The following is an 18,094-nucleotide window of genomic DNA, read 5'->3' on the forward strand; positions in this document are numbered from 1 at the left end:
ATGAAGTCTAAAACTAAGGATAAAAATATAAAAAAGGCGATCAATGTTTTTAAAGCTAGTTCTTTATTAAATAGCATAGGAAATACTATAATAGGCAACACATATGTACTTTTTTTGTCTTTTACTAAAGGTTTTTCAGAGAGACAGATTAGTCTAATAGTTGGAGTTTTACCACTATTATCAGTAGTCACCTTTTTTATATGGGGAGCTTTAATAGATAAATATAAAAGGTTATTACTTATAAATAAATTTGTAAATATAATTAACATTTCAACTTTAGCAGGGCTCATATGGATAAGTAATTTTTATATATTTTTAGTTTTTAATCTAATTAGAAATGTTTTAATCCAACCTGGTGGGGTAGTTAATGAAGAGTATCTTTTAAATTTATCTAATAAATATGGAGCTACATTTGGAAAAATTAGAGTGTTTTCTACAATTGGATATGGGCTGGCAGGAGTTATATCTGGATTAGCTTTAGGATTTGTAAGTCCTAAAGTAACCATAATTTTATCAAGTATTTTTATTATGTTAAATATAATAGTACTATTTTTCTTGCCAGAAATAACAAAACCAGAAAAAGAAAAGGAGAAAAGTGAAAAGACTAAGATTATAGAGCTTTTTAAAAATAGAGATTTTAAGGTGTTTATTTTAACCTATGGCATATTAACGGCTGCTATATGTTCTGCAATGGGGTATGGGATTCAGATGATGCTTATAAAATTAAATGCACCAAACTTTTATATAGGAATGTTACCAGTACTTATGATTAGTTTTGAAGTGGTTCTTTTACCATATGTAGAAAAATTAAAATTTTATAAGAATGTGAATTTAGTACTAAAAATAGCAGGTGTATTGCTTATTATTAGATGGATATTAATAGGTACAGTAAAATCTTATATTATCATAGTTTGGTTAACTTTAATGCATGGAATAATTAATGGATTTTTAATTCCATTGCCTAATAAGGTTATTTGGAATGTAGTTCCTAAAGAAGATCATTCTACTGCAATTATAGTAACTAACCTATGTTCTTATACAATTTTCCCATCAATAATAAATCTTATTACAGGAAATATAGCAGGAATATTTGGAATACATAGTTATGGATTTACATATCTTACACTTACAATAGCAGCTTTAGGAATTTTAATTAAATATAAAATTAGTAATAAAACTATAAATGAAAAAGAGAAGGGATGAGGGGAATGGATTTAACTGACGGAATGATAAAGAATTCAATAGTTAACAAAGGGGATGTTTCAAGAATACTTAAGCTTTTTAATAAAGGAAAAAGAGGGGAAGATATAAATATAGGTTTCTTTGGTGGATCTATAACACAAGGGTGTCATGCAGATATACATGAAAATTCTTATGCATATAAAACTTATTTATGGTTTAAGGAAAAGTTTAAAGAAAGCAATGTAAGGTATATTAACGCTGGTGTAGGAGCTACAGGATCTATAATAGGTGTTCATAGGGTCAAAGAACAAATGTTAGATTTAAATCCAGATATAGTATTTATAGATTTTGCAGTAAATGATAAAGAAAATATCTATAACAAAATTGCTTATGAAAGCTTAATTAGAAGGCTATTAAAAGTGAAAAATAAACCAGCTATAGTGGAAGTGTTTATGAGTACAGATGATGGACACAATGTACAGGATCAGCAGATTAAAATTGGAGAAAAGTATAATATACCAATGATAAGTTATAGAAATGTTATCTATAGTGAAATGATTAAAGGAAAAACTATATGGAAGGAAGTAGCTACGGATGAGGTGCATCCAAATAATTTAGGGCATAAGATAATTTCAGAGCTTTTAATTAAATTTTTACAAGATATTTATAGTAACTTAGATGACAAAGAAGATAATGAAATAGCTCTAGATAAACCTATCTTTGGAGATAAATATATAAATGGTGTAATTTTTAATAATAACAATATAGAGGTTAAAGAGAAAATAGGTTTTGTAGAGGACAAAGAAGGATTTCAGGTCTTTAATAATGGATGGAAATTTAGTCATGAAAAATTTAATAAAGGAAAGTTAACGTTTGAAGTAGAAGGGAAAAATATATTCATCTTATATAAGAAAAGTGTACTTGAAACAGCAGGAAGAATTCAAATAAGAGTTGATGATAGAGACAAGGGAATTTTAGATACTTATTTTGAAGATGGCTGGGGTGATTATTCAGAAACACATCTTATAGTAGAAGAAAATGAAGTATCTAAACATAAAATTGAGATAACTGTGTTAGATGATGATAAATTAAGAGAAATTTCTATTATGGGATTTTTAGTATCTTAATGAGGAGGATGTAGATATGTATTTAAAAGATATAGATATGGACAAGTTTACACTAATTGAAGCAGATAATAATAACTATGAATTTAATGGAAGAGTAGATTTTAGTAATCCAAAATCACCTACTATAATTTATGCTGGAAGTCTTATAAAGACTAAGTTTCAAGGAACCTCATTAAAGATAGCAATAAATAATAAACATGCTTGTTTTGAAAATTCTATTGGTTTTATAGTTGATGGAAAGATTCATGGAAAAGCAATAATTGAAGAGCATTATAAAGACATAGTACTGAATATAGCTAGTGATTTGGAAGATGAAGTTCATGATTTAATTTTATATAAAAGATCTGATTCATGCCATTATTTTGATTTTTATGGGGTTATTCTAGATAAAGGATGCACAATATTATCTTCAGGACCTAGAGCTAAAAGGAGAGTTGAATGTTTTGGAGACTCAATTTCAGCAGGAGAAGTATCAGAAGCTGTGGATTATGTAGGAAAGGTAGATCCAGAAAATCATGAAGGTATATATTCTAATGCATGGTATTCATATTCTATGATGACTTCAAGAAAGTTAAAAGCGGAAATTAATAATAATGCACAAGGTGGACTTGCTGTATTAAATGATACAGGATATTTTAATGGTGAAGAATTCTTGGGACTTGAATTTACTTATGATAAATTAAGATACAATCCTCAGCTTGGAAGCTGCAATAGTTGGGATTTCTCAAAATTTACTCCTCATGTAGTAATTATGGCACTAGGGCAAAATGATGCTCATCCAGATAATTATATTAATACAAATAAAGAAAAAAGGCATATATGGAAAGAAAAATATAAAGGGATAATTAGAGATTTAAGAAGTAAATATCCAAAGGCATTATTTGTTGTAATTACAACTATCCTAGTCCATGACAAGGGTTGGGATGATGCTCTTGATGAAATGGTAGAAGAACTTGAAGATCTAAAGATAGTAAGATACTTGTTTAGGAGAAACGGGAGAGGGACTCCAGGCCATGTAAGGATTCCAGAAGCTGAAGAAATGGCAAGTGAACTTACAGAATTTATTGAATCCTTTGGAGAAGAAATTTGGGAATAACTAAATTTATGGGAGGAAATTATGATGGATAAGGTAAAAATATTAGGTGAAGAGCTAAGTAATATACCATGGCAAGAAAAGCCTGAGGGGTTTGAAGGCGTGGTTTGGAGGCATAATGGAAATCCAATTATAAATTGGAATCCAACTAAAGAGACAGCAAGAATTTTTAATAGTGCTGTAGTTCCATATGAAGATGGATTTATTGGAGTGTTTAGGGCAGATCATAAACATGGAAAACCTCAGTTACATGTAGGAAAGAGTAAAGATGGACTTTCTTGGGATATTGAAGATGAAGAAATTCACTGGAAAGATGAGGAGGGAAAAGACTATCAGCCTAATTATTCCTATGATCCAAGGCTTGTGAAGATAGATGATGCCTTTTATATAGTATGGTGTGTCGACTTTGGAGGAGCAGCTTTGGGAATGGGAATGACAAAAGACTTTAAAGAATTTACAAGACTTGAAAACCCATTTATCCCATTTAACAGAAATGGAGTACTATTTCCAAGAAAGGTTCATGATAAATATTTACTTCTAAGCAGGCCTAGTGATAGTGGACATACTCCTTTTGGAGATATATTTATAAGTGAAAGTCCAGATTTAGTCTATTGGGGGAAGCATAGAAGAGTTATGTCAAGAGGTGGTTCAGGCTGGTGGCAAGGAACTAAGATAGGTGGGGGAGCTATTCCTATAGAAACTTCAGAAGGATGGCTATTATTTTATCATGGTGTATCTGGAACTTGTAATGGTTTTGTTTATAGTATAGGAGCTGCTATTTTAGATATAGATAATCCTTCAAAAGTACTTTATAGAACTAGAGATTATTTATTAACACCTGAGAAAGAATATGAAACTACAGGCTTTGTGCCCAATGTAGCATTTCCATGTGCAACGCTTCAAGATTCAGCTACAGGAAAGATAACAATTTATTATGGAGCAGCAGATACTTATGTTGCAGTGGCTTATGCTAAGGTTCAAGAATTAATTAGATATATTAAGGATAATTCAGATCTTGTTTATGGAGATGATATAGAATATAGATAACCTTTCATATGAAATTTTTGCCTAATTAGTTATTGTTAATATTTATTTCATAGAGTACAATTAACTTGAGAATTATGTTATAAAGGTTTAGTTAGGAGATAGATGTTTTAATGTTTACGCAAGTTAAAAGTACAAAGGTATATGAGCAGATAATAGATCAATTTAAAGCTATGATTGCAGATGGAACATTAAAAAAGGGAGATAAATTGCCTTCTGAAAGAGAGCTTGTGAGTCAACTTGGAGTAAGTAGATCAGCCATAAGAGAAGCTTTAAGTGCACTTCAGATGATAGGTTTTGTTGAATCAAGGCATGGGGAAGGTAATTTTATAAAAGAGAATTTTGAGGAGAGTTTAATAGATCCATTTTTGCTTATCTTTATGCTAAATGGAAGCGATAAAGAGCAGATCTTTGAATTAAGAAGAGTTATAGAAGTGGAAACAGCTGCATTAGCTGCAAAAAAAATAACAGATAAAGAAATAGAAGAACTTAAAGAGTGTTTAAATAAATTAAATGAAGTAGAAGATGAAGAGGAAAAGGTTAAATATGATAAGAGGTTTCACTATAACATAGCAAAAGCTTCTAAAAATATTTTAATACTTAACATGTTAAATGCAGTTTCTTCCTTGATGGATTCTTTTATCAGTGAAGCTAGAGGTAAAATTTTAATGGTAGAAGAAAATAGAAGTATACTTATGAGACAACATGAGGAGATACTTGAAGGGCTGGTTAAAAAAGATAGTGAAGTTGCATCAAAGGCAATGAGTGAGCATTTAGATTTAATTTATGAATATAATATAAAGAAATAGTTTAAAGAAAGTATGTTAATTAATTTGGCATACTTTCTTTTTTATATAGGTATCAAATGACAAAGCTATTTTAAATAATTAGAAAAATGTGGAGAAAAATTATCAAATTAATATTTAAAGAAAGGAGAAATCTAATTTTTTACAAAAAAGTATGTATAATCAAATATAGTTGTAGAAATATTTAGAAAAGTATGCTATTTTAAATATAGTGGTCTGACCACTAGACCAATAAATAAATATGGGAGGTACTATTAAATGGAAATATTAGTTTGTATTAAGCAAGTTCCAGGAACAAGCAAAGTTGAAGTAGATGAAAAAACAGGAGTGCTAAAAAGAGATGGTGTGGATTCAAAGATGAATCCTTATGATTTATACGCATTAGAAACTGCTTTAAGGATAAAAGAAGAAAAAGGGGGAAAGGTTACAGTTATTAGTATGGGACCACCTCAAGCGGAAGCAGTTATCAAGGAAGCTTATATGATGGGTGCTGATGAAGGAGTATTACTATCAGATAGAAAGTTTGCAGGTGCTGATGTTTTAGCAACTTCTTATACTATATCTCAGGGAATTAAAAAGGCTGGGGTATTTGATTTAATCTTATGTGGTAAACAAACTACAGATGGAGATACAGCACAAGTTGGACCAGAGATGGCTGAGTATTTAAAAATACCGCATATAGCTAATGTTAGAAAAATAGTTGAAGTGAAAGAAAAATCATTAGTTGTAGAAATGGATATGCCAAATACTTTAGAAGTTGCAGATGTAAAATATCCTTGTTTGTTAACAGTAGAAAAAGATATTTTTGAACCTAGACTTCCTTCTTATAAAAAGAAAATAGAAACAAAAGACAGAGAAATAAAAGTATATGGGTTAAGTGATTTTGAAGATAAAAATGAAAATATGTATGGATTAAATGGTTCACCAACTCAAGTTGAAAGAATATTTCCGCCATCTATAAATTCGGATAAAGAAATATGGAATGGAAGTGGCAATGAGCTTTCAGTCAAATTATTTAATAAGCTAAAAGAGATGAAGTTTGTTTAAGAGTAAAAAGAATTAGTGTTAGGAGGAACTACAATGGGAAAGTTAGTTATTAATGAAAATAAGTTGAATGATAAAGTTATAGAAGAATTAGTTAAAATATGTCCATTTGGTGCAATGGAAAGAAAAGAAAATAAGCTTGAAATTTCAGCTGGATGTAAAATGTGTAGATTATGCGTTAAGAAAGGACCAGCTGGGGTTGTTGAATTTGTTGAAGATAAGAAAGTGTTAATAGATAAAAGCCTTTGGAGAGGAATAGCAGTATATGTAGACCATGTAGATGGAGATATACATCCAGTTACATATGAGTTAATTGGAAAAGCAAAAGAGCTTGGGGGCAAAATAAATCATCCAGTTTATGCAGTATTTATAGGTGAAAATATTAAAGAAAAAGCAGAAGAGTTACTTCATTATGGAGTAGATGAAGTATTTGTGTATGATGATAAAGAGTTTAAATATTTTAGAATAGAACCTTACACAAAGGTTTTTGAAGATTTCATAATTAATAATAAGCCTTCGACTATATTAGTTGGTGCAACTACAATTGGAAGGTCATTAGCTCCTAGAATTGCAGCTAGATTTAGAACAGGATTAACAGCAGATTGTACGATTCTTGATATTAAAGAAAATACAGATTTAGTTCAAATAAGACCAGCTTTTGGTGGAAATATAATGGCTCAAATAATTAACCCTAATAACAGGCCACAACTTGCAACAGTAAGATATAAAGTTATGAATTCACCTAGTAGAAATGAAGAAAAAAGCGGGAAAATAAATTTGTGTAGTATAGATCAGATAACTTCTAATATTAATGTTTTGAAGGTCGTGAAAAAGGAAGTGGAAGAAAGCATAGCTGATGCTGAAATAATAGTATCTGTTGGTAGGGGAATAAAATCAGAAAAGGACATGGAGCTTATTAAAGAATTAGCTAATTCAATAGGAGGACAAGTAGCTGGTACTAGACCTTTAGTTGAAAATGGACTTATAGATGCAAAACATCAGATTGGATTAAGTGGAAGAACAGTAAAGCCTAAATTGATTTTTGCTATAGGAATTTCAGGTGCAGTTCAATATACAGCTGGTATGAACAATTCAGATTGTATAATAGCTATTAATAAAGATCCTAATGCTGCAATATTTAATGTTGCTCACTATGGTATAGTTGGAGATTTATATGAAATAATACCTAAACTAGTTGAAAAAATAAGAGCTTAAAGATTGTATAAGGAGGATATAGCCATGAATTTAGATAGATATAAAAAAATAGATGAAAAAGATATTGAATATTTAAAATCAGTACTAGGACAAGATAGAGTTTTATCAGGAGATGAAATTAGCGAAGATTTTAGCCATGATGAATTAGGTGGAATAAGCAAAATGCCTGAAGTTTTGGTTGAAGTATTAACAACAGAAGAAGTATCAAAAGTAGTTAAATATGCATATGAAAATAATATTCCAGTTATACCAAGAGGGTCTGGAACAGGCCTTGTTGGAGCTTCAGTTCCTATACATGGTGGAATTATGATAAATATGTGCAAGATGAATAAAATATTAGAGGTAGATGAAGAAAACCTAACTTTAACAGTAGAACCAGGAGTGCTTTTGATGGAAATAGGAGATTATGTTAAAGAATATGACTTATTTTATCCACCAGACCCAGGAGAAAAGTCAGCAACAATAGCAGGTAATATAAACACAAATGCAGGTGGAATGAGAGCTGTAAAATATGGGGTAACAAGAGATTACGTAAGAGGATTAGAACTAGTGCTTCCAACAGGGGAAATCATAAAGGTTGGAGGAAAGGTTGTAAAAAACAGTTCGGGATATAGTATTAAAGATATGGTTTGTGGCTCAGAAGGGACTTTAGCTATAGTGACAAAAGCTATATTAAAGTTAATTCCAGCACCTAAAAAATCAATAAGTCTATTGATTCCATTTCCTAATTTATCTTTAGCAATAGAAACAGTTCCAAAGATAATAAAATCAAAAGTAATACCTACATCAATAGAATTTATGGAAAGAGACGTAATACTTGCAGCTGAAGAGTTCTTAGGAAGAAAGTTTCCAGATAATACAGCAGATGCCTATCTATTACTAACATTTGATGGCAATAGCACAGAAGAAATAGAAAAAGATTATGAGGGAGTAGCAAATATAGTTTTAAATGAAGGAGCATTAGACATATTCATAGCTGATACAGATGAAAGAAAAGAGGCCATTTGGTCTGCTAGAGGAGCATTTTTAGAAGCAATCAAGGCATCTACAACCGAAATGGATGAATGCGATGTTTGTGTTCCAAGAAATAGAGTAGCTGATTTTATAAATTACACATATGAACTTCAAAAGGAATTCAATGTTAGAATAAAGAATTTTGGTCATGCTGGAGATGGAAATCTTCATGTATATATATTAAAGGATAAAATGACAGAAGAAGAATGGAATAAAAAATTATCACAAGTGTTTAACTGCATGTATGAAAAAGCTAGAGAATTAAGAGGGCAAGTTTCAGGAGAACATGGTATAGGTTTTGCAAAGAAAGTTTACTTAAAAGATCAGATAGGAGATGTTACTTCTATACTGATGAAAAATATAAAACAAGCATTTGACCCTAAAAATATCTTAAATCCAGGAAAAGTATGTTAACACTATATAAATAGTTAAAGAAAGCTATCTATAATGAAGTTTAACTCGTTGATAGATAGCTTCTTTGCCTGTTAAAATAATATTCATATAAATTATATTAATAACAAGTACATGTTTAAATTTCTAAGGATTTAAAGAAATATCAAGTTTACTTAGTATAATCAGTGTAATCAGATTTAAACCACTTAATTGATATACTTGATTTTCCAGTTTCATCTTTAGGATTAATCTGAATTTCATTGGAATCCACAACATTTTTATTTATGAGTAATACAGTATTATCAGGATTATCACAATAAAATGTAATACCTTTTAAGTTTTCAATAGAAGGTACGCTTTTACCAAAAATAGGATCGTTTATACAATCTATATTTATATATTCCTTTCCATTAACCTTGCCCTTAGTGTATAATAAATGCTTTTGAGCATTAGCATAATCTAAGAGTCTAGAGGTTTTTGCAACAAGTATTTTTCCAGTACTTTGATAATCAGTTAACATTCTGAGAGCTTTTATATTTTCATCTGAGAATAGATTTTCTGAATTAATGCCAAAATGTTGTGCTATTATTGAATACTGTTTCTTTTTCACTATAGAGTCTAGATTATTTCGAGTTAGTTGAAGATGCAAATTTTGGGTATTCCATGTCCAATCATCTTTGCCATTAACCAACCCTCTATTATATCTATGAAACCCCCATATCTTCTGTTTATCAACTAGTGTAATTTGATAAAGTGGATAGTCATGTCCAAAATTATTATCTTGTGTAGAATTCCATATATATTTAATACCATTTTTTACAGTCAAGTCTGCATGGTAATAAGGTGATGATGGGTCGTCCCCTTTTTGGTAACTCATAAATTTAGAAGACCCATGTGCTCCAAGGTTTTGGGTATTAGATCTATTACCATGATTTATCCAGACTTTGAAGTTAGAATTTATAGAGGTTAATTCATTCCAAGCATCAATAGCTAAATTTCTGTTGAAGTTCGTATTCTTTTCGCTATCAGTTGAAAAATCTCCAAATGTGTGAATAGAATCTATCCAACCGGCATGAGTATAATTAATTATCTCATCTGAATTGTGTTTTGTTGAACTATCTGTGCCTTTATAATAAGTCATTATACTTTCAGAGCCATTTCCATGCTCATCCACTTTCCCTTTTGTATCATTGCCCATATACATCCACATAGAATCCCCAACATCAAGACCTACACCTTCACCATAAGGAGTCTGTTCTTTAGTATTTAAAAATTTATGATATCTTTCAAATTCTTCTAGGGTTGTATCGTCTATATCACTGCATATAGCTAGCATTGAGCTGTACGGATATGGAAATTTTCTTAAATCTTTTTCATTATAATATGGATTCTTAGTATTAGAATTCAATGAATTTAGAATTGCTTGTATATTTTGGTGTGAAACATTATTCGTATCATCTTCAGCAGATATATTGTTATTCGTTGTGGCAACTGGAATACTTTTTTTTATCAATTTACAAGCACCAATACTTGAAAATAAAATCAATAAAACGGTAATTGGTAAAACTAGTTTTTTTTTCATTACAAATTTTTTCATATTTATGCACCTTCAAACCTAAACATATGTTTTCAAATTATAATTTTAGTATAATACAAAAACATAAGTTAGTAAATTTAGAATACGAGAAATATGTAAAGTCATAATTGATAGGAATTGTAGTTTATATGTTATAAGAATATATTTATTGTTTAAAATTCTTTTAATTGTAACCATATATATGGTAATATTCTTAAGAATATGCTGACAAAATGAGAGGTTACAGGGTTTTAAGTTATTTAAAATAGAATTTATTAGATAAAAATATAAGCTGCACAAAAAAGATGTATCAGCAGTCTGATACATCTATAAATTTATTATAATTCTTAAATTAAGTTTTCTATTTCTACCTTTTGTTCAACTTCAGTATCATAATTAATATCTGAAATAGCAAATCCAAAGAGTTTGAAAAATTCATTTTCAAAGGCATCAATATCAGTTAAATTATTTATATTATCACTATTAATTTGGTTCCAGATATCTAAGACTTCTTTTTGAACGTCATCTCTCATTTCTAAATCATCAAGACGTATTCTTCTTTTAGAATCTAATAGTATATCTTCTTTATAAAGGAAATCTGAAAACAGTCTATACATTTGTTCTATACAACCTTCATTTATAGATTTTGCATTCATAACTTTATTAAGTATTGATATGTATAGTGGAAGTACAGGTATAGCTAAACTTGATTGAGTAACAAGAGCTTTATTAACCGCTACATATGCACTACCATTTGATTTTGAAAGAAATTTATTTAATTCATGTGCTGTTTTTTCCAAATCTTCTTTTGCTTTTCCTATTGTACCAAATCTATATATTGCATGAGTTATATCTGGACCAATGTAAGAGTAGGCAATTGTTTTTGCGCCATCAGCTAGAACATCTGCTTTACTAAGCTTTTCTATCCAAAGCTTCCAGTCTTCTCCGCCCATAACCTTGATTGTTTCTTCTATTTCTTCAGATGTTGCTGGTTCGATTTTTGTATTAGATATAACTTTAGTATGAAAATCAACAGTTTTATTTTCATAGATATCACCTATTGGTTTTAACTTTGAGTTATAAACTTTATCTGAATTAGGATCTCTTCTTCTAGGAGAAGCTATACTATATATAACAAGGTCTACTTTCCCAAAAGTGTTTCTGATAACTTCAATAATTTTTTCTTTTGTTTCATTTGAAAAAGCATCTCCATTAATTGTTTTAGATTGAAAACCATATTTTTTTGCTTCTTCTTCAAAGGTAGCTGTATTATACCATCCAGCAGTAGCAGGCTTGTTGTTCGTAGCTGGTTTTTCAAATACAACTCCAATAGTATCAGCATCCATACCAAAGGTCGATACTATTCTTGAAGCTAAACCATATCCAGTTGAAGCTCCAAGTACAAGAACTTTCTTAGCTCCACTGATTTTACCTTTCTTCAAGGTATAGCCAACTTGATCTAATACGTTCTTTTTACATCCTTCTGGATGTGCTGTTATACATATAAAGTCTTTAAATCTAGGTTTTATTATCATAAAATTCCTCCTAATGTAAATAGATAGCATGTTAATCTTTGATATAAATATTAACATAAAGTTTATTAATTAAAAAGTTAATTGTAAATAAAAAAGCACAGCTTCAGAAGTTGTGCTTTTAGTCTATTCCCACAGACATTCAGATACATTTATTTCAGAGAAAACCGCATCAAATGAAGAGTTAGCAGGACTACAAGCATAAATGCCAAAATTGATTTCATCATTGACTTTGAAGAGATGAAAAATTCTCATTTGCATATATGTTTTACCATCTAGAGAGTTTTCAATGCAAAAATCACTATCTCTACGACTTAATCTATAATACATTGATTTAATACAACCATCTATATCAGTAGTAGCCCAATCAGAAAAACCATTATTAGTAACAACACTTCCTAATCTTTGATATTTTTCATTTTCAAATTCAATAGATGATTTAAACCAGTTGTCACTATCTTGATAGATAACAACTCCACATTGATCAAATTGCTTTTTGCTGTTGAAGGCAGTTTTAACAGTAAATGAAAAATATTTTTCATCTGTTTTTATTAGTAATGCAGGTGCATTATCATTTCTAAATCCATAATAAGTTCTTTGCCAAAGGTCTGTATTTTGTTCTGTCGTGATAGTGATTCTATTTTTATTAATTTCGAATTTTCTAGGTTTATTAATCCAAAAGGTTTCTTTAAAATTAAAATTTAGCATATATTACATCCCTCCATTTATAATAGTAAAATTCGTAAATCACAATATAAAAAAGCAAATTGTGAGAAGAAAGAACAATTCTCATTTACCATATTGTACCACAGGTTGTTGGACTAATTCTATATAATAGAAGATTATCTTGGTAAAATGATAGGTTGTAATTATGCTATTGAATAAATAAAGCTTTAAAAGAAAATATTGACAAAAGTGATTATATTAAATACAATATGTATTGTGTATATACTGTGTATTAATAACATAAACAGTTAAGAAAGAGGAATTCAAATGAAGATTATTGTAACTAATGTTTCAGAGCAACCACTATATCAGCAAATAAAAGAACAAATAAAGTCTGCAATAATTTCTGGGGAGTTAAAAGAAGGGGAAGCGCTACCTTCCATAAGAGCCCTGGCAAATGATTTGCGAGTTAGCGTTCTTACCACGAGAAGAGTATATAGTGAACTTGAAGAAGAAGGATTTATTATAACTAAGGCAGGAAAGGGGTCATTTGTGGCTCCAGGAAATCTTGAGCTTTTAAGAGAATCAAAAAGACGTATGGTAGAAGATAAGTTATCAGAAGCTTGGGAAACAGCGCGTTTACTTGGAATTTCTAGAGAGGAATTATATTCTATGATGGATATTATTTTTGAGGAGGATGAGAGATGAGTAATGTTTTAGAGGTAAATGGATTAAAAAAGGATTATGGAGCATTTAAATTAAATGATGTAAGTTTTTCATTACAAGAAGGCTGTATAACTGGTTTTATAGGCGTAAATGGAGCTGGAAAAACAACAACTATAAAATCAATTCTTGGACTTGTTTTAAAAGATGCTGGTAGCGTTAAACTATTCGGAAAAGAAATTGAAAAAAATGAACAAGAATTGAAGAATTATATAGGTGTAGTTTTGGATGAAGGATGTTTTTATGAAGAGATGACATTAAAAGAAATGAAGAATGTTATAGCTCCAGCTTATACAAATTGGGATGAAAAGATATTTAGAAATTATATAAATCGTTTTGATTTGAACCTTAAACAAAAAATTTCAACATTATCAAAAGGAATGAAGATGAAATATAGCATAGCATTAGCTCTATCTCATCATGCAGATTTACTTATAATGGATGAACCAACAAGTGGACTAGATCCTTTAATTAGAAGTGAAATTCTTGATATAGTTTTAGAATTTATAAGAGAAGAAGGAAAAAGTGTATTTTTTTCAACACATATAACATCTGATTTAGATAAAATAGCTGATATGCTTATTTTAATAGATAAGGGTGAAATACTGTTAAATGAAGAAAAGGATTTAATATTAGATACTTATGGAGTAGTGAAAGGTGATAGTAATTTATTAAATGATGAAAACAGAAAGTTATTTTTAAACATAAAAGAAAGTAGATATAATTTTGAAGCCATTACAAATAGAAAAAATGATGTGCGCAAACACATGGATGGGGTAATAATTGAAAGACCAACCATTGAAGACGTTATGCTTGCTCATATAGGAGGGGATAGAGATGCTATTTAATTTATTAAAAAAAGATTTTATTTTAACTAAAAAATATTTAATATTTTTACTTATTTATGCCGTTGGAATGCCAATTGTATTTACTCTTGAAGAAACACAATTTAGAGGAACTTCTACATTTATTTTTATTGTTATGATTATTGAATATATGATGTTAAGTACAGTTTGGAGTAATGAAGAGAAGAATAAAGGTTCTATTCTTTTGTGTACAACGCCGTATACAAGAAGCGAATTAGTAAAAGAAAAGTATCTTTTTCTAGTAGTAGTATTTATATTAAATTTTATACTATATACTGCTACTGCTTTATTTATTCCTATAGGCATGAAGAAGCTTAGTATATTAGAAGTTGGCATAGCATTATTAATTAGTGCAATAGTATTTGGAATTTATATACCGATTTTGTATAAGTATGGACTTCAAAAGACAAGATATATAGGTATGATAATACTATTTGCCACAATTTTTGGCTCGCCTAAATTATTAAGTTGGATGAGCTTAAATCATATAAGCATAAATTTTAACATTTCTAATATGAGTATGATTTTAAATAGTGTAATTTACTTAATTGCATTATTCATTGGGTTGATTTCTATGTATATATCTATGGGGATTTACGCTAAGAAAGATTTGTAATTTAAATGATCATCCCATATCAAAGAAGTCTTATTGATATGGGATGAGTATTTTTAGTTATATAAAATAAATTTCATTAGTTAGATTTTTTTATAGGAATCCATACTTCGCTTAGATAATTATCACTATCCATATCTTCATTAGAATACCATTCTAATTCAGGACCATCTGCATGTTCATAACCAGAACTAGGGAACCATTCTGTGAAAACTCTCTTCCATATACTTTGTTGTGCTTCAGGAAGTTTTCCTCGACATTCAAATTTTACCCATGTAAGTTCAGGAATAACTAATTCAACTAATCCTTTAGGTAATTTGCTATCAGATTCTACAGCTATCATATAATCAAAGTCATCTTTTCTGCAGTTGTAGCAGACTCCATAAAATTCTGGATTTTCATGTTTACCTAATTTCATAATTTTTTCATCAGTTTTGTTTTCACATATCTCAGCCCACATTTTAGGGATAAGTTTAAAGTTTTCTCCATCAACTGTTGTTATTGGTTTGCTTACACCAACAAGTCTAAATCCTTTTAGTTGTTCAATACGATACTTCATTTCTTCTACTCCTTTAATAGTTAATTTGAAAGAGATTTTTGGAAAGGTCTTTAATAATGAACCTTTCTTTTTTGCCTCACTAGGGTTTAATCCATGCAAATTTTGAAATGCTCTTGCAAAAGAAACTGGAGAATCATAGCCATATTTAAGAGCTATATCAAGTATTGTACTATCTGTCTTTTGTAAATCAAAAGCTGCTTGAGTTAATCGTCTTCGTCTAATGTATTCAGCTAGAGTTACATCTGCAATAAAAGAAAACATTCGTTGAAAATTATAATTAGAACAACAAGCTTTTTGAGCAATGATTTCATTGTCGATTTTGCCATCAAGGTTTTCTTCAATATAATCAAGTGCAGCATTCATTTTATCAAGCCATTCCATTCATTTCATCCCCTTCATAAATTAATCATAGCAAATAGAAATATCTTCTTCGCAACTATTCTTGCACAAATTTATTATAACAATAGACTTCCATTAAATAAACAAGTAGGAATATTTAGGATGAATGGAAAACTATTTAAAATGATTACGATAAATCACCCATTGAATTAAAATTAATCGTATATTTTATTTTTATTTCAGAAATAAACATATTTTAATAAATATAAACTAAAATTACTGCATATTTTAGTTAACGTTTACAATGATTGTTGGCATAAATATAATTTAAGTGTACAAGGGAATAAATAACAAATTAAATATATTTATGGGGGGAAAAAAATGAAAAGGACAAAATTAACTAAACTTATAGCGGTAGCTATTATAGCATCAATCAGTGTAACATCCTTTACTGCTTGCGGAAATAGCAAAAAGACACAGGAGAATAAACCAAGTGTTGAGGATAGTGTTTCAAAGGTTGAAACTACTTTGACAAATGCAAAATTAGATGGAGAAGAAGCTCCATCAGATGGAACTACACTTACTACAATGATGACTTTTACTCCAGCACCAGCAGGGCATGGGAACCCAGCAGTAAATGGTGGCCCAGATTGGTCTATGGAACCTATTATGTATGATTATTTATGTGGATATAGTTCTAAGCCAGAAAAAACTTTCAAACCTTCATTGCTTGAGAGTTATGAATTCAAAGATAAGGTGTTAACTTTAAAATTAAGACAAGGATTAAAGTGGAGTGATGGAAGTCCTTTAAATGCAGATGATTTATTATGTAATTTATATATGGATATGACAGTGAATAAGATTGCATACTATGCGGAAAGTGTGACAAAGGTAAATGATGTAACTGTACAAGTTAAATATAATACTGATGCATCTCTTATTTTAGATTATATGTTAAAATCTCCAATTAGATATGCAAAAAAAGTATATGGAAAATGGTCGGATGTTTTTCAAGATGCATTTACAAAGAATAGAGAAGCTAAACCAGATGGAAATTACAAATTCACAAAGGAAGGTGATGACAAAGTAGCTGCAGCTACAGTTGAATTTGATAACTACTTACCTGATATAAAACAAGCTTTATGTTCAGGGCCATATATGCCAACTACAGTAACATCTTCAGAAATGATATTTGAAAGAAATCCTAACTATAGAACTAAGATGAAGATAGAAAAGATTAAAGGTATTAGGCCAACTAGCACTGAATCTTCAGCAGTTGCTGTTATGAATAAAGAATATGATGCAGAAGGTATGGGATTGTCTCTAGATATGGCACAGAAGGTTGCTGAAAATAATAAAGAGACCATTAGACAAATGTTAATTCCTGAATATAGTGAACTTGGATTCTGTTTTAATGTAAATAAAGCCCCTACAGATGATGTAAAGGTAAGAAAAGCAATAGCTTATATCATAGATAAAGCACAAATTGCTCCAGTATCAGAACCAGGTATGAGAGTTGGAGACCAATATGCAGTTGGCTTACCACCTTCAATTAGAGATAAATATTTTGATAAGGATTTCTTAAGTACATTGGATGATTATACTGTAAATCTTGATAAAGCTAAGGAGTTATTGAAAGAAGCTGGATGGAAAGAAAGTGGAGGAAAATGGGTTGATTCAAGCGGACAATCACCTGAAATAAAGATAGCAGGTGTTGGAGAATTCCCAGCTTATGTAGTTATGGGAGAAGCAGCAACTAATATGCTAAAAGATTTTGGACTTAATGCATCATTTACTCCAAAGGAATCAGCTGCATATAATGATTATGCTACATCTGGTGATGCAGCCATGGTAATCGATGGATTTGGAAGTACTACAGGAACACAACATCCATTTGAAGCTTATGACTCTTTATCATGGTATGGAAAGAGAATGAATATCAAAAATCCTGATAAAGGAGATCAGGTATATAAAGATCCTGTTACAGGAGAAGATTTTAAATATACAGAAAAGTTACTTGAATTATTTAGAACAAAAAATGATAGCGAAGTAACAGAAAAGGCAAAGGATTTTGCAAAGTTCTTTAATGATTCTATGTACTTTATACCAATAACGGAAAAATTCTATATCTATAGAATTCATAATAATAAACTTTCTATGTCACCAGCTAAAACTGGAGAACAGCTTAGTGATTTCTACTGGTCTGGAACTACTAGTGCATTACTTGGAAAGATGCTTAGGGATAATCAAGTATATTACATTAAGTAGTTAATTTGGTATATCTCAAGGAGAAATTTCCTTG

At 29.9% G+C, this 18,094-nt stretch carries 16 protein-coding genes; 12 read left to right on the forward strand and 4 right to left on the reverse strand.

What is annotated here, in order from left to right; all coding sequences use genetic code 11:
- The 8 genes from H9661_RS07860 to H9661_RS07895 all read left to right on the forward strand — a co-directional run bounded on the left by H9661_RS07860 (position 1) and on the right by H9661_RS07895 (position 8,939).
- Positions 1-1,203 carry an MFS transporter gene (locus H9661_RS07860; protein WP_143316121.1) on the forward strand — a complete coding sequence of 401 codons (1,203 nt, stop codon included), beginning with the start codon at positions 1-3 and terminating at the stop codon, positions 1,201-1,203.
- Positions 1,204-1,208: 5 nt separating this feature from the next.
- Positions 1,209-2,309 (forward strand): SGNH/GDSL hydrolase family protein, encoded by a 1,101-nt coding sequence (locus H9661_RS07865; protein WP_191768136.1) that lies wholly within the window; start codon positions 1,209-1,211, stop codon positions 2,307-2,309.
- 16 nt (positions 2,310-2,325) lie between these two features.
- Positions 2,326-3,405, forward strand: coding sequence for a GDSL-type esterase/lipase family protein (locus H9661_RS07870; RefSeq protein ID WP_191768138.1), 1,080 nt, complete (start codon positions 2,326-2,328; stop codon positions 3,403-3,405).
- Positions 3,406-3,429: 24 nt separating this feature from the next.
- On the forward strand, positions 3,430-4,449 hold the full coding sequence (locus tag H9661_RS07875; protein ID WP_143316118.1) for a glycoside hydrolase family 130 protein: 1,020 nt from the start codon (positions 3,430-3,432) through the stop codon (positions 4,447-4,449).
- Between the two features lie 110 nt (positions 4,450-4,559).
- Positions 4,560-5,255, forward strand: a complete 696-nt coding sequence (locus tag H9661_RS07880; protein ID WP_143316117.1) for a FadR/GntR family transcriptional regulator — start codon at positions 4,560-4,562, stop codon at positions 5,253-5,255.
- 255 nt (positions 5,256-5,510) lie between these two features.
- Positions 5,511-6,299, forward strand: coding sequence for an electron transfer flavoprotein subunit beta/FixA family protein (locus tag H9661_RS07885; protein WP_191768140.1), 789 nt, complete (start codon positions 5,511-5,513; stop codon positions 6,297-6,299).
- A gap of 33 nt (positions 6,300-6,332) precedes the next feature.
- Positions 6,333-7,511, forward strand: a complete 1,179-nt coding sequence (locus H9661_RS07890; protein ID WP_143316115.1) for an electron transfer flavoprotein subunit alpha/FixB family protein — start codon at positions 6,333-6,335, stop codon at positions 7,509-7,511.
- A gap of 24 nt (positions 7,512-7,535) precedes the next feature.
- Positions 7,536-8,939, forward strand: coding sequence for an FAD-binding oxidoreductase (locus H9661_RS07895; RefSeq protein WP_143316114.1), 1,404 nt, complete (start codon positions 7,536-7,538; stop codon positions 8,937-8,939).
- A 148-nt stretch (positions 8,940-9,087) separates the two neighbouring features.
- Here the strand turns inward: H9661_RS07895 and H9661_RS07900 are convergent, their stop codons facing one another.
- The 3 genes from H9661_RS07900 to H9661_RS07910 all read right to left on the reverse strand — a co-directional run bounded on the left by H9661_RS07900 (position 9,088) and on the right by H9661_RS07910 (position 12,734).
- A complete protein-coding gene (locus H9661_RS07900; RefSeq protein WP_243240361.1) occupies positions 9,088-10,515 on the reverse strand; it encodes a hypothetical protein in 1,428 nt (475 codons plus the stop codon).
- A 326-nt stretch (positions 10,516-10,841) separates the two neighbouring features.
- Positions 10,842-12,029: an enoyl-ACP reductase FabV gene (gene fabV, locus H9661_RS07905; RefSeq protein WP_191768142.1), complete on the reverse strand. Its 1,188-nt coding sequence runs from the start codon at positions 12,027-12,029 to the stop codon at positions 10,842-10,844.
- A gap of 123 nt (positions 12,030-12,152) precedes the next feature.
- Positions 12,153-12,734, reverse strand: coding sequence for a DUF1349 domain-containing protein (locus H9661_RS07910; protein WP_143316112.1), 582 nt, complete (start codon positions 12,732-12,734; stop codon positions 12,153-12,155).
- 285 nt (positions 12,735-13,019) lie between these two features.
- On the opposite strand from H9661_RS07910, the gene H9661_RS07915 reads away from it, so the two are divergent.
- Genes H9661_RS07915 through H9661_RS07925 form a run of 3 tightly spaced genes read left to right on the forward strand, consistent with a single transcriptional unit; the run spans position 13,020 to position 14,897 of the window.
- On the forward strand, positions 13,020-13,400 hold the full coding sequence (locus tag H9661_RS07915) for a GntR family transcriptional regulator (RefSeq protein ID WP_191768144.1): 381 nt from the start codon (positions 13,020-13,022) through the stop codon (positions 13,398-13,400).
- Positions 13,397-14,263, forward strand: a complete 867-nt coding sequence (locus H9661_RS07920; protein WP_143316110.1) for an ABC transporter ATP-binding protein — start codon at positions 13,397-13,399, stop codon at positions 14,261-14,263. The genes H9661_RS07915 and H9661_RS07920 overlap by 4 nt, the downstream gene beginning before the upstream one ends.
- Complete coding sequence (locus H9661_RS07925) at positions 14,253-14,897, forward strand: ABC-2 transporter permease (RefSeq protein WP_143316109.1); 645 nt, start codon at positions 14,253-14,255, stop codon at positions 14,895-14,897. Before H9661_RS07920 ends, H9661_RS07925 begins: the two co-directional genes overlap by 11 nt.
- A gap of 76 nt (positions 14,898-14,973) precedes the next feature.
- On the opposite strand, the gene H9661_RS07930 is transcribed toward H9661_RS07925, so the two are convergent.
- Positions 14,974-15,834 carry an AraC family transcriptional regulator gene (locus H9661_RS07930; protein WP_191768146.1) on the reverse strand — a complete coding sequence of 287 codons (861 nt, stop codon included), beginning with the start codon at positions 15,832-15,834 and terminating at the stop codon, positions 14,974-14,976.
- A gap of 339 nt (positions 15,835-16,173) precedes the next feature.
- On the opposite strand from H9661_RS07930, the gene H9661_RS07935 reads away from it, so the two are divergent.
- Positions 16,174-18,060 (forward strand): ABC transporter substrate-binding protein, encoded by a 1,887-nt coding sequence (locus tag H9661_RS07935; protein WP_191768148.1) that lies wholly within the window; start codon positions 16,174-16,176, stop codon positions 18,058-18,060.
- The last annotated feature ends 34 nt before the right edge of the window (positions 18,061-18,094 follow it).

This window comes from Clostridium cibarium (assembly GCF_014836335.1).
GTDB lineage: Bacteria > Bacillota > Clostridia > Clostridiales > Clostridiaceae > Clostridium > Clostridium cibarium.

Coding starts and splice junctions, on each gene's coding strand:
- H9661_RS07860 (WP_143316121.1), top strand. CDS start 1: ATGAAGTCTAAAACTAAGGATAAAAATATAAAAAAGGCGATCAATGTT.
- H9661_RS07865 (WP_191768136.1), top strand. CDS start 1,209: ATGGATTTAACTGACGGAATGATAAAGAATTCAATAGTTAACAAAGGG.
- H9661_RS07870 (WP_191768138.1), top strand. CDS start 2,326: ATGTATTTAAAAGATATAGATATGGACAAGTTTACACTAATTGAAGCA.
- H9661_RS07875 (WP_143316118.1), top strand. CDS start 3,430: ATGGATAAGGTAAAAATATTAGGTGAAGAGCTAAGTAATATACCATGG.
- H9661_RS07880 (WP_143316117.1), top strand. CDS start 4,560: ATGTTTACGCAAGTTAAAAGTACAAAGGTATATGAGCAGATAATAGAT.
- H9661_RS07885 (WP_191768140.1), top strand. CDS start 5,511: ATGGAAATATTAGTTTGTATTAAGCAAGTTCCAGGAACAAGCAAAGTT.
- H9661_RS07890 (WP_143316115.1), top strand. CDS start 6,333: ATGGGAAAGTTAGTTATTAATGAAAATAAGTTGAATGATAAAGTTATA.
- H9661_RS07895 (WP_143316114.1), top strand. CDS start 7,536: ATGAATTTAGATAGATATAAAAAAATAGATGAAAAAGATATTGAATAT.
- H9661_RS07900 (WP_243240361.1), bottom strand. CDS start 10,515: ATGAAAAAATTTGTAATGAAAAAAAAACTAGTTTTACCAATTACCGTT.
- fabV (WP_191768142.1), bottom strand. CDS start 12,029: ATGATAATAAAACCTAGATTTAAAGACTTTATATGTATAACAGCACAT.
- H9661_RS07910 (WP_143316112.1), bottom strand. CDS start 12,734: ATGCTAAATTTTAATTTTAAAGAAACCTTTTGGATTAATAAACCTAGA.
- H9661_RS07915 (WP_191768144.1), top strand. CDS start 13,020: ATGAAGATTATTGTAACTAATGTTTCAGAGCAACCACTATATCAGCAA.
- H9661_RS07920 (WP_143316110.1), top strand. CDS start 13,397: ATGAGTAATGTTTTAGAGGTAAATGGATTAAAAAAGGATTATGGAGCA.
- H9661_RS07925 (WP_143316109.1), top strand. CDS start 14,253: ATGCTATTTAATTTATTAAAAAAAGATTTTATTTTAACTAAAAAATAT.
- H9661_RS07930 (WP_191768146.1), bottom strand. CDS start 15,834: ATGGAATGGCTTGATAAAATGAATGCTGCACTTGATTATATTGAAGAA.
- H9661_RS07935 (WP_191768148.1), top strand. CDS start 16,174: ATGAAAAGGACAAAATTAACTAAACTTATAGCGGTAGCTATTATAGCA.